This is a genomic window from Actinokineospora auranticolor, assembly GCF_041897805.1.
Classification (GTDB): domain Bacteria; phylum Actinomycetota; class Actinomycetes; order Mycobacteriales; family Pseudonocardiaceae; genus Actinokineospora; species Actinokineospora auranticolor.
In genome coordinates, this window is sequence record NZ_CP154825.1 from 2,126,963 (window position 1) to 2,140,489 (window position 13,527).

A 13,527-nucleotide genomic window follows, 5' to 3' on the forward strand; every position below is an offset into this window, starting at 1 on the left:
ATGTCCGAGCCGCTAAGTCCGCTCACCCCCGCCCAGCAGGCGCTGTGGTTCGCCCAACGGCTCGACGCCTCCGGGACCGCGTACCACACCGCCGAGGCGGTCGAGCTGCGCGGTGTGCTCGAAGTGGACGTGTTCCGGCGCGCACTGTCCGTCGTGGTCGGTGAGGCCACCGCGCTCGGCACGGTGTTCACCGTGGACGGTGACGACGTCCGGCAGCGGCCCGGCGCGCTGGAAATCCCGGTCCAGGTGGTGGATCTGCGTGACGCGGCCGATCCGATGGCGGCGGCGCGGCGGTGGATGGACGCCGACCTCGCGCGACCGGTCGAGCTGACCGTGGGCCCGTTGGCGGCTGAAGCGTTGCTCGTGGTCGGTGTGGACCACCACCTGTGGTACCAGCGTGCGCACCACATCGTGCTCGACGGATACGGCTTCTCCCTTGTCGCGTCGCGACTCGCGGAGGTCTACCGGAACCTGGTCGGCGGTGGGGAGCCGGGGCCGAGCCCGTTCGCGCCGGTCGGCGCTTATGTTGAGGAGCAGGAGCTCTACCGCGCGTCGGAGCGGTTCGCCCAGGACAAGGACTGGTGGGCCGAGCGCGTCGCCGACCTTCCCGAGGTGGTGTCGCCGTCGACGGTGGGGGAGTCGTCGCTGGGGTTCCGCCGCGTGCGCGGGACCGTGCGCGACCTCCGGTTGGCGGCGTTGACCGCGCCCGCGGTGGTCTCCGCTGCCGTGGCGTTGTTCACGCGCCGGGTTACCGGGGCGGACGAGGTTGTGCTGGGACTGCCGATGATGGGCAGGCTCGGCTCGGTGTCGGCGCGGATCCCGACCACTGCGGTGAACGTGCTGCCGCTGCGGGTCGCGGTTCGTCCGGGGATGACCGTCGGCGAGTTGATCGGCGCGGTCCGGGCCGAGATCCGGGCTGTCGGCTCGCACCAGCGGTACCGCGGCGAGGATGTCCGGCGCGCCGCGCATCTGCTCGCCGCGCAACGACGTCTGGTCGGGCCGTGGGTGAACCTCAAGCCCTACCGCGCGCCACTGGACTTCGGCGGCCCGTCGGCCGAGGTGCGCTACCTCGCCGCCGGTCCGGCCGAGGACCTGTCGTTCACCGTCTACGGCGGCCAGAACGGCGTCCCGCTGGAGATCGAGCTGGACGGCGATCCCGTGCGGTACACCGAGGACGACCTGACGAGTCATCTCCGGTCGTTCACCGCGCTGCTCCGAGGGCTGGTCGAGGCAGGCTCGGAGACACCGACCGGGCAGCTGGGGCTGTCGGAAGGACCGGCAGGCATCATCGGACCGGAACGCATCCGGCCGGGACGCGGACTGGCCGCGCTGGTGCGGGACCGCGCGGTGGACACACCGGATCGGGTCGCGGTGCGCGACGGTGTGCGGGAACTGACCTACGGCGAGCTGGTGGGCCGCGTCGGCGGGCTCGCGGCCGTGCTGTGCGAGCGGGGCGTCACGCCGGATTCCGTTGTGGCGGTGGCGTTGCCCCGCACGGTCGACCTCGTCGTCACCCTGCTGGCCGTCGCCGCCACCGGTGCCGCGTACCTGCCACTGGACCCCGGATTCCCGGCGGACCGGCTCGACCACATGCTCGCCGACGCCGCGCCCGCCCTGCTGGTGACCGCGCCCGGCATGGTCAAGCCCCTCGACGGCCTCGACGTCCTGCACCTCGACGACGTGCCCACGGCCGACCTCGACCCGGCCCCGGTACACGCCGACCAAGCCGCCTACATCCTGTACACCTCGGGATCCACCGGCCGCCCCAAGGGTGTCGTCGTGCCTTCCGGTGCGTTGGTGAACTTCCTGCTCGACATGGTCGACCGGTTCGCCCTCACCGCCGCCGACACCCTCCTCGCGGTGACCACGGTCGGCTTCGACATCTCCGGACTGGAGCTGTTCACACCACTGCTCTCCGGCGCTGCCGTGTACCTCGTGGACGGTGACACGGCGCGCGACCCGGCACTGCTGGAGTCCGCGATCACGGCGAGCGGCGCCACGGTCATGCAGGCCACGCCGTCGCTGTGGCAGGCGCTGCTGGCCGCTCGCCCCGATGCCGCGCGCGACCTGCGCGCCCTGGTCGGCGGCGAGGCCCTGCCCGCCGACTTGGCCGCCGACATGCTCGCCCGCACCCGTGGCGCCACCAACCTCTACGGCCCCACCGAGACCACGATCTGGTCCACCGCGCACGTCCTGACCGACGCGCTGACCGTCCCGATCGGACTGCCGATCGCCAACACCACGGTGTACGTGCTGGATTCCGCGCTGCGCCCGGTCCCCGCCGGTGTCGCGGGCGAGCTGTACATCGCGGGCGACGGCTTGGCGCGCGGCTACCACGACCGCCCGTCCCTGAGCGCCGAACGCTTCACCGCCGACCCCTTCGGCGCCCCCGGCACCCGCATGTACCGCACCGGCGACCTGGCCCGCACCCGCGCGGACGGCCTGCTGGAGGTCCTGGGCCGGGTCGACCACCAGGTGAAGATCCGCGGCTTCCGCATCGAACTCGGTGAGATCGAAGCGGTTCTGACCAGGCACGACGCCGTCGAGCGGGCCGTGGTCGTCGCGCACGGCACGGGCCTGGCCGAGCAGCGGCTGGTCGCGTACGTGGTCCCGGCCGTCCCCGACGACCTGGTCGAGTGGGCGCGGGCCGCGTTGCCCGACTACATGGTCCCGTCGGCGGTCATCGGCCTCGACGCGATCCCGTTGACCCCCAACGGGAAGGTCGACCGCCGCGCCCTGCCCGCCCCCGACCTCGCGGGCTCCTCGGGTGGCCGCGCGCCGCGCAACCCGCGTGAACGGGCGCTGTGCGAGCTGGTCGGCGAGGTCCTGGGCGTTCGCGCGGTCGGCATCGACGACGACTTCTTCACCCTGGGCGGCACCTCGCTGCTGGCCACCCGGCTGAGCGTGCGGGCCCGCGTCGAACTGGGTGTCGAGCTGTCGATCCGCGCCATCTTCGACGCGCCGACCGTCGCGGGCCTGATCGACCGGCTCACGGCCGCCGCCGCCATCGACGGGCCCCGCGCGGGGGAGCGGCCGGAGCGCGTGCCGCTGTCGTTCGCGCAGCGCCGCCTGTGGTTCGTGCACGAGCTGGATGGCCCGGACCCGACCTACAACATCCCGTTGGTCCTGACTTTCGACGGCCTGCTCGACGTGCGTGCGCTGCGCGCGGCCGTCGCGGATGTTGTGGCACGTCATGAGGTCCTGCGCACCACGGTCGCCACGGACGCGGACGGTATCGCCTACCAGGTGATCGGTTCCGCCATGCCGGAGGTCGTCGAGGCGCGGTACTCCGACTCCGCCGTGGCGGACGCGGCGAAGGCGGCGTTCGACCTGCGCGCCGACTCGCCGCTGCGGGTCACGCTGCTGCGCGACGGTGACCGGCACGTGCTTCTGCTTGTCCTGCACCACATCGCGGGCGACGAGTGGTCACTCGGCCCGCTGGTCACCGACCTCGCCGCCGCCTACTCCGCGCGCCTGGCCGGTCGATCCCCGGAGTACGCGCCGCTCGCCCTGCAGTACGCAGACTTCGCCGTGTGGCAACGGGCTTTGCCCGAGTCCGGCGCCGACTTCTGGGCATCCGCGCTCGGTGGCTTGCCCGACGAGGTCACGGTGCGCCCCGACCGGCCCCGCCCGACCCGCGCCTCGCACCGTGGCGGCAGCGTCCCCCTCGACATCCCGGCGGACCTGCACGCCGCCATCCGCGTTCTCGCCGCGAACACGGGCACCAGCGCGTTCATGGTCCTGCACGCCGCCATCGCCGCGCTGCTGTCGCGCCACGGCGCGGGCGACGACATCGTCATCGGCACTCCCACTGCGGGCCGCGTCGACCCGGCTGTCGACCCGCTGGTCGGCTTCTTCGTCAACACGGTCGTCCTGCGCACCGACGCCTCCGGTGACCCGACGTTCCGCGACCTGCTCTCCCGGGTCCGCGCCGCCGACCTCGCCGCGTTCGACCACCAGAACACGCCCTTCGACCGGCTGGTCGAGACCCTGGCGCCGCGCCGCTCCGCCGCCCGGCACCCGCTGTTCCAGGTCCTGTTCGCGTACCACCCGGCCCTGCCGGAGGTCTCCGGCTTCCCCGGCCTGACCGGCGCCGCCGATCTCGTCCACACCGACACCGCGAAGTTCGACCTCACCGTCGACCTGGCCGAACTGCCCACAGGTGACGGCTTGACCGGATTTGTCGAGTTCGCCACCGACCTGTACGAGCCCTCGACCATCGAACGGTTCGCCGCCCGGCTCACCCGCTTCCTGAGCGCCGTTGTGGCCGAACCAGGTCTGCCGCTCGGCTCGATCGACCTGCTGACCGACGACGAGCGCGAGCGAGTTCTGTCGTCGTGGCAGGGGAAGTCGGTGCCAGTCACGCCCGCGACGATCCCGTCGCTGTTCGCTGCGCGGGTCGCGGCGGCGCCGGACTCGACGGCGGTCGTGGTCGACGGTGGCGAGGAGCTGACCTACGCGGAACTGGACGCCGCGGTGTCCGCTCTCGCGGCGGAGCTGCGCGCGCACGGTGTGGGGGTCGGCTCGATCGTCGGGGTCATGCTGGAGCGCTCGACGGCGTTGGTGGTGGCGCTGCTGGCTGTCCAGCGCGCGGGCGGCGCGTACCTGCCGCTGGACCCCGAGTACCCGGCAGAGCGCCTGCGCGTGATGGTCGAGGACGCGGCGCCCGCGGTCGTTATCGCGCCACGTGGAACCGAATTGCCCGGCGATGCCGTCCTAGTGCCGGATGAGCTTGGGGGAGCCGGTTCGGCGGCCTTCGAGGGGGAGGCCGCCGAACCGGGCGCACCCGCGTACGTCATCTTCACGTCCGGCTCGACCGGGCGGCCCAAGGGCGTCGTGGTGCCGCAGTCCGGCATCGTGAACCGGCTGCTGTGGATGCAATCGGCCTACGGGCTCGAACCGGGGGAGCGGGTACTGCAGAAGACCCCGGCCGGGTTCGACGTGTCGGTGTGGGAGTTCTTCTGGCCGCTGGTGGTTGGCGCCACCGTGGTCTTCGCCCGCCCGGGTGGCCACCGGGACGCGGCTTACCTCGCCGAGGTGGTCGAGCGGCAACGCGTCACGACTGTCCACTTCGTCCCATCGATGCTGCGCGCCTTCGTCGCCGAGCCGAAGGCGCGGGAGGTGCGGTCGCTTCGGCGCGTGCTGTGCTCCGGTGAGGCACTGCCCGTTGACCTGCGTGACGAGTTCTTCGCTGTCTCGGACGCCGAGCTGCACAACCTCTACGGGCCGACTGAGGCGTCCGTGGACGTCACCGCCGTTCGGGTGCGTGCCGACGAGCCAACCGTCCCTATCGGACACCCGGTCTGGAACACCCAGGCATACGTGCTGGACGGCGACCTCAACCCCGCCGGGGTCGGCGTTGTCGGGGAGCTTTACCTGGCCGGTGCTCAGCTCGCGCATGGGTACCTCAACCGGCCCGGGTTGACCGCGACCCGGTTCGTGGCAGGCCCGTTCGGCGGTCGGCTCTACCGGACCGGCGACCTCGCGTGCTGGAACGCCGACGGCGCGCTTGAATACTTGGGCCGCGTCGACGACCAGGTGAAGCTGCGCGGCTTCCGGATCGAACTCGGCGAAGTCGAAGCCGCGATGAGCGCCTTGCCCGGCGTCACGCACGCCGTCGCGACCGTCCGCGACGACCGGCTTCTCGGCTACGTCGTCCCCGCCGAGGCCGCTGACGGCGTCCGCGACGCGCTGGGGGCGACCCTGCCCGCGCACCTGGTGCCGTCCGTGGTCGTGGGGCTCGATCGAATCCCACTGTCCCCCAGCGGGAAGACCGATCGCAAGGCGCTCCCGGAGCCGCGAGTCAGTGCCACTCGCGCACTGCCGCGCAACTCCACGGAAGAGTTCCTGTGCGCCGCCTTCGCGCACCTGCTGGGACTGGATGAAGTCGGTGTCGACGACGACTTCTTCGCCCTCGGCGGCCACTCGCTGCTGGCGACCCGCCTGGTCAACCGCGCCCGCACCGGCCTCGGGGCGGAGCTGTCGGTGCGGGACGTTTTCGAAGCGTCCACAGTGGCCGGTCTCGCGGCACGGGTGAGGGTCGCGCCGACCGTGCGACCCGTGCCGGGTGAGCTGGAGCGGCCCGAGCGGCCACCGCTTTCCGCCGCGCAGCAACGACTGTGGTTCGCCTTCCGGATCGAAGGACCGTCGCCGACCTACAACATCCCGTTCACCGCCCGGCTCACCGGCGCCGTCGACGTCACGGCCCTGCGCGCGGCGCTCGCCGACCTCGCCGTGCGCCACGAGAGCCTGCGCACGGTCCTGCGCGACACCCACCAGGAGATCACCGACGCCACACCGGAACTGCTGGTCGTCGACCTCACCGAGGACGAACTCCCCGCTCGCCTCACCGATGCGGCCGAGCACGCCTTCGACTTGGCCAACGACATCCCCGTGCGCGCCTGGCTGCTGCGCACCGGCCCGTCGGCGTCGGTGCTGCTCGTCCTCGTGCACCACATCGCGGCTGACGAGTGGTCGGAGGCGACCCTCTGGGCCGAACTCGGGACCGCCTACGGGGCGAGGTTTGTCGGTGTCGAGCCGACGTTCGCGACGCTGCCGGTGCAGTACGCCGACTACGCGGTCTGGCAGAACGCGCTGCTCGACGCCGTCGCCGACACCCAACTCGCGCACTGGCGCCGCGCGCTCGACGGGTTGCCGGAGGAGATCCCGCTGCCACTCGACCGCCCCCGGCAGGCCGCCGCCGACCACCGGGGCGCCCGCGTGCGGGCGTCGGTCGGCGCGGACACGCACCGCGCGCTCGCCGAGTTGGCGGGCAGGCACGGGGCTTCGCTGTTCATGGTCGGCCACGCAGCCGTCTCCGCCCTGCTGACCGCTTTGGGCGCGGGCACGGACATCCCGCTCGGCGCGCCCGTCGCGGGCCGCGTCGACGACCGGCTCGACGGGCTGATCGGGTTCCTGGTCAACACCGTCGTGCTGCGCGCGAACACCGCGGGTGACCCGACGTTCGCCGAGCTGCTGGACCGGGTCCGGGTCTCGGACCTGGCCGCGTACGCGAACCAGGACGTGCCGTTCGACCGGGTGGTCGAGGATCTCGCGCCGAGCAGGCGCCTCGGCCGCAACCCGTTGTTCCAGACCATGGTGGTGCACCGGACCGCGCCCACCGCGAAGCCCGGCCTGCCCGGCCACGACGGCGTGTTCGAACCGGTCGAGCTGACCACCGCGAAGTTCGACCTCACCATCACCCTGGCCGAACGCGCCGAGGGCGGCATCGACCTCTCGGTCGACTACGCGACGGCGTTGTTCGACCACGAGACAGCCGTCGACCTCGCCTGGCGCCTCGCCACCCTCCTGGACGCCGTCGCCGCCGCTCCGTCCGCACCGCTGTCCTCGGTAGACCTACGAACTCCTCGGGAACGCGCCTGGCCCGCCACGCCGGTCCCAGCGCCCTCGGGTCCGCAAACGCTGCCGGAGTTGTTCGCGGTACAGGTTTCCTCCCGGCCCAACGACACCGCCCTGGTCGCGGGCGGCGAATCCCTGACGTTCGCCGAACTGGGCAGCCGCGTTCGCCGCCTGGCGCGCCACATCGTCGACCTCGGGGTCGCCACGGAGGACGTCGTTGCCGTCGCGCTGCCACGGTCCGCCGACCTCATCGTCGCCCTGCTCGCGGTCGTCGAGGCGGGTGCGGTCTACCTGCCCCTCGACCCCGACTACCCGCGGACACGCCTCGACCACATCCTCTCCGACGCGCGACCGGTGCTCGTCATCACCGACCGCCTGGAGACCTCACTGCGAACCGTCCGACCCGACGCGGGCGACTCGGACGCCCCTCTCGGCCGCCTGCCGCACCCGGACTCGACCGCGTACGTCATCTACACCTCGGGCTCCACCGGCCTGCCCAAGGGCGTCGCGGTGGCACACCGGCAGATCACGACTCTCTTCCACACCAACCACTCCGCCGTCTTCGAGCCGGTCTCGCGCGGCCGCCGCCTACGCGTGTCCCACGGCTTCTCCTTCGCCTTCGACGCGTCGTGGCAGCAGGTCCTGTGGCTGCTCGACGGCCACGAACTGCACCTGCTCGACCGCGACCAGTACGCCGACCCGGCCGCCTACGTCGCTGCCATCACCGCCCAGGGGATCGACTTCGTCGAGGCGACTCCCGGCACGGTCTCGATGCTGGTGGACCACGGCCTCCTCGACACGTCCGTCTCCGGCCTCGCAATGGGCGGCGAATCCGTACCCGCCGCGTTGTGGGAGCGCCTGGCGTCGTCGAACGTGGTCGCCTTCGACGTGTACGGCCCAACGGAGACCACCGTCATGGTCACCATGGCCCGAATCTCCGGTGACTCCGTCACCATCGGCGCTCCCGTCGCCGGGACCTCCGCCCACGTACTGGACCCGCTGCTCCGCCCCGTCCCCACCGGCGTAGTAGGCGAGCTCTACATCGGTGGCGCACAAGTCGCTCGCGGCTACCTAGGCCAACCCGCCCTCACCGCGTCCCGCTTCGTGGCCAACCCCTTCGGCCCCGGCCGCCTCTACCGCACCGGCGACCTCGTACGCCGCTCCCGCGACGGCTCCCTCCAGTTCGGCGGCCGCGACGACCACCAGGTCAAGATCCGCGGCTTCCGCGTAGAACTAGGCGAAGTCGAGTCCGCGCTATCCGCGGTAGACGGTGTCCGCTCTGCCGCCGCAATCCTCCGCGACCAACGCCTGATCGCCTACGTCACCCCCGCCGACCTCTCCACGGAAGCCATCCGCACCACCCTGATCGCAACGTTGCCAGAGCAGGCTGTCCCAGCCGCAATCGTTCCCCTAGCCACCTTCCCACTCACCCCCAACGGCAAAATCGATCGCAACAACCTCCCGTCCCCCGACTTCAGTGCACTGACCACCACCCGCGACCCCAACACCCCAGCCGAACTCGCACTGGCCAAGATCTTCGCCGCGGTCCTCAACCTCCCCACCGTAGGACCAGACGACGACTTCTTCGCCATCGGCGGCGACAGCATCGTCTCCATCCAACTGGTCACCGCCGCCCGAACCGCAGGCTTCGCCCTAACCCCCCGCGACGTCTTCGAACTCCGCACCGTAGCCGCGCTGGCCGCCCACGCCCCCGCCACCGTGACGGGCTTGACCGGTTCACCCAACGGGGAGGTGACCCCCACCCCCGTCATCCGCAACCTTTTCGCCCTCGGCGGCCCCATCCGCCGATTCGCGCAAACCACAATCCTCACCACCCCCCAAGACCTCACCACCGGAACCCTCACCACCGCCATCCAACGGGTCCTCGACACCCACGGCATGCTGCGCTCCCGCCTGATCGGCGGCACCCCGGCCACCAACCCCTCGAACTCCACCCAGCCCGCCCCGAGCGCCGTCAACGCATACGGTGCTCACCAGGTCGATGGCAGGATCGTCGCTGCGTCTCCGGAGTCCGACGAGCCTGCCCCGGGCGTCATCGGCGCATCGAGTTCTTCGCCGGTCGGTGGCAGGATCGCGGCAGAACCTTCTGCGTCCGGCCAGTCCATCCCGGATGTCGTGGACACACCGGTTGCCCGTTCCTCGGAGCCCGGCGAGCCAGCCTCGGGTGTCGCCGACGCGTCCCGCCGCCACCTGGCTGATGGCGGGTTGGTCGTCGACCCCGCGGAGACCTACGCCCGCCGCTTGGTCGTAGAGCCGTCCAGGTCCGCTGCCGATGTGCTCAAGGTCGGCGAATTCACCGTCGACGAGGCCCTGGACTCGTTGGATCCGTGGCGGGGTTCGATGATCGCCTTCCGCTGGCACGGCGACCGCCTCCTCATCGCCGCCCACCACCTCGTCATCGACGGCGTCTCCTGGCGGGTGCTGGCCGCCGACCTGGCCGCCGCGTGCGCCGGTGACCTCGCCCCCGAGTCGACGCCGTTCCGGTTGTGGGCGCGTGAGCTCATGACCCGCCCCCGCACCGACGGCGACCACTGGCGCGCCCTGCTCGCCAAGCCCGTCCGCCCCTGGGGGACCGCCCCGCTCGACCCGACCCGGGACACCGCGGGCAACACCCGCACCGAACGCGTCGAGATCGACGCCGCCGACCTGCTCACCGTCCTCCCGCGCCGCTTCCGCGCGGGTGTCCGGGAGGCCGTCCTCACCGCCCTGGCCATCACCGCCGACGGCCCCACCCGGGTCGACGTCGAGGGCCACGGCCGCGCCGAACACGCCGTCCCCGGCGCCGACCTGACCCGCACCATCGGCTGGTTCACCAACGTCTACCCGATGTACCTCGACGCCCAAGGCCGCGAGGGAACCGCCGCGCTCAAACTCGTCAAGGAACAGGCGCACCAGACCCCCGACAACGGCATCGGCTACGGCCTCGTCGCCACCCCCACCGCCGAGGTCCTGGTCAACTACCTGGGCCGATTCACCACCGACGGTTCCCCCTGGTCCCCGGCCGTCGAAGGCAACGCCCTGGGCGCCGGCGTCGACCCGGAACTCCCGGTCACCCACCCCATCACCATCAACGCGGCCCTCGAAGACCGCCCCACCGGCCCCACCCTGGTCGCCGAATGGACCTACACACCCGCCGCGGGCACCACCACCCCCACCCTCGCCGCGCGCTGGGCCGCAGCCCTGCGGAACCTGACCGCCGAAGCCGCGTCGGCCACCGCGACCGAGCACACCCCGTCCGACTTCCCCTTGGTCACCCTGCCGCAGAGCGACATCGACGCCCTCGCCCAGTCCCACCCAGACCTCACCGACATCTGGCCGGTCTCACCCCTGCAAGCCGGACTCCTCTACCTGTCCACAGAGGACGAAGACAACGCCTACACGGTCCAACTGGTCCTGGACCTGGAGGGCCCCCTCGACCCCACCCGCCTGGAGACGGCGGTCGCCGCCCTCCTCGACAACCACCCCAACCTCCGCGCCACCTTCCACCTGACCCCGAGCGGCACTCCGGTCCAACTGATCACCCCCGCCACCACCACCCCCTTCACCTACCACCCCACCCTCCACGCACCACACTCCACCTCCGGCGCTCCCACCGGCCCGGCTCACCCCGCTCCGGGCGCCCCCAACCCGGGCGCGCGTCCGGCCTCGCCGACTGAGGCCGCGCGGCCCACGACCGCACCGCCCGCCCACGCGCCGGAATCCACCGACCGGCGGTCGGCCGTCCCGCTTTCCGCCGCGCCGGACCCCGTCAGTGCGCGCCTCAACCCGGCGGGCCCGACTGCCCAGGGTTCGCCCGGCTCACGTCTCGCCCCGCTGGGCCCGACCGCCCAGGGATCGCCGGACGGTCATCCCACCCGTCCGCATCTCAACTCGCCGGACACCGCTACCCAGGAATCGTCGGACAGGCACCCCACCCACCCGCCGCGCAACTCATCGAACGCGGCTGCCCACAACTTCATGAAGCCGAGAGCCACCTCTCCGGCCACCCTCGACCCGCACCCCACGGCGTCGGACTCGGCCACGCACGGCACTGCCGCCCCGCGCCCCACCGCGCCGGACTCGACAACTCACGGCACCGGCAACTCGACCCCGCTGGACCCCGGCACCCGAGACCCCCTCGACCCGAATCTCGGCAACGCCCAAACCCACCCCGGTTTTGAAGATCACCCCACCGGACCCCAACACACACCCCCGCCCTCCTCTGGGGGGCGTCCCCTGCCCATTTTATCGGCGGGGGAGGGGGAATTGGGGGGCGGTGCGGATGCTGTGGATGGATTCCCGGCATGGGGACAAGGTGAGTGGGACGCGTTTTTGGGGACGGACCGGGGGGTTAAATTTGATCTTGAGCGGGGGCCGTTGGTTCGATTCGGCCTGGTCAAGGTGGGGAGCGAGCGGCATCGGCTGGTGGTGACCAATCATCATCTTGTGCTTGATGGGTGGTCTGGTCCATTGCTTGTTCGGGAGCTGCTTTCGCTTTACGCGAACGGGGAGGCCACTCGGACGGGTGATTACCGGAACTACCTCGCCTCGCTCGAAAACGCGAATCCCGAACCGTGGGCGCGGGCCCTCGAGGGGTTCGGGGAACCGACGCTGTTGGCTCCCGGGGTGAAGGGTGGGTTGCCGGATGAGGTTGAGGTCCCGGTAACCACCAACCTCGAGGAGCTGGCCAAGCGCTACAGGGTCACGGTCAACACCGTGGTCCAGGCGGCGTGGGGGTTGGTGCTCGGGCGGGTGCTCGGGCGGGACGACGTCGTCTTCGGCGCGACGGTTTCCGGGCGCTCGCCGAAGGTGGCGGGGATCGCCGGGATGATCGGGCTGTTCATCAACACCGTCCCCGTCCGCGTCCGGTTGCGGCCGCACGAGCGGCCGGGTGACCTGCTGCGGCGGCTCCAGGCCGAGCAGGCGGAGCTGATCGATCACCAAGACGTCGGGCTGGTCGACATCCAGCGGGCGGCGGGCATCGGCGAGCTGTTCGACACGCTCGTGGTCTTTGAGAGCTACCCCATCCCCGAGCAGCGGGAAGACCAGGAGATCAGGGTCGTCGGCGTCGAGGGTCGGGACGCCACCCACTACCCGTTCGCGCTCGTGGCGCACGACAGCGGCGACATCCGCCTCCGCTACCAGGTCGAGCACCGCGCAACGGCCCGGGACCTGGCGACGAGGCTTGCGACGGCGCTCGTCGAGCTGGGCAACGACAGCACGGTCGGCAGCATCGATGTCCTTACCGACGCCGAGCGGCGCACCATCCTGCGTACCTTCAACAACACCGCCGAGCCCGAGGTCACCCGCACCCTGACCGACATGCTCGTCGCACGCATGGCGCAAACCCCCGACGCCATCGCAATCGTGGACGGCGAGCGCACCCTCACCTACCGCGAGCTGGACCAGCGCACCGCTGCGCTCGCGGCCGTGCTCCAGAGCAACGGTGCGAAGCCGGAGACCACCATCGGCATCGCCCTCCCGCGCTCCGCCGAGATGGTCGTCGCCCTCGTCGCGACGCTGCGGGCCGGGGCCGCGTTCGTCCCCGTCGACCCGGCCTGGCCGCAGGACCGGCGGGACCGGGTCGTGGCCGACTCCCGCGCACTCCTCCTGCTCGGCCCCGAAGACGTCGACCTCGACAACTGGACCCGAGCCGAACCGACGCCGGTCGCGGTCGACGGCACCAACCTCGCGTACGTCATCTTCACCTCCGGCTCCACCGGCACGCCCAAGGGCGCCATGATCCGCCACGAAGCCATCTGCGCCCGCCTGCACTGGCAGCTCGGACTCCTCGGCTTCGGCCCGGACGACGCCACCCTCTTCAAAGCACCCCTCGCCTTCGACATCTCCATCAACGAGATCTTCCTGCCGCTGGTCGCGGGCGGCCGGGTCGTCATCGCCGAGCAGGACGGCGAACGAGACCCCAACTACCTCCTCGACACGATCGACACCCACCGCATCACGTTCGTCTACCTGCCGTCCTCGATGCTCGACGCGCTGCTCACCGTCGCGACCGAACCCGGGACGCTGCGCGACCTCAAGCACGTCTGGTGCGGCGGTGAAGTCCTCACCCCCGATCTCTTCGACCGCTTCCGCCGCAGGTTGACCACGACGATGTACCACGGCTACGGCCCCGCCGAGGCCACGATCGGCGTCTCGCACGTCGTC

General features: G+C 71.6%; 1 protein-coding gene (running past one end of the window). It reads left to right on the top strand.

Annotation, left to right across the window (positions count from 1 at the left end; genetic code table 11):
- A protein-coding gene (locus tag V5P93_RS10070; RefSeq protein ID WP_104482600.1) for a non-ribosomal peptide synthetase crosses the window boundary here: on the top strand, positions 1–13,527 show its 5' portion. The gene runs 6,480 nt beyond the window's last position; the window shows 13,527 of its 20,007 coding nt (coding positions 1–13,527); its start codon is at positions 1–3; its stop codon lies off the right edge, out of view.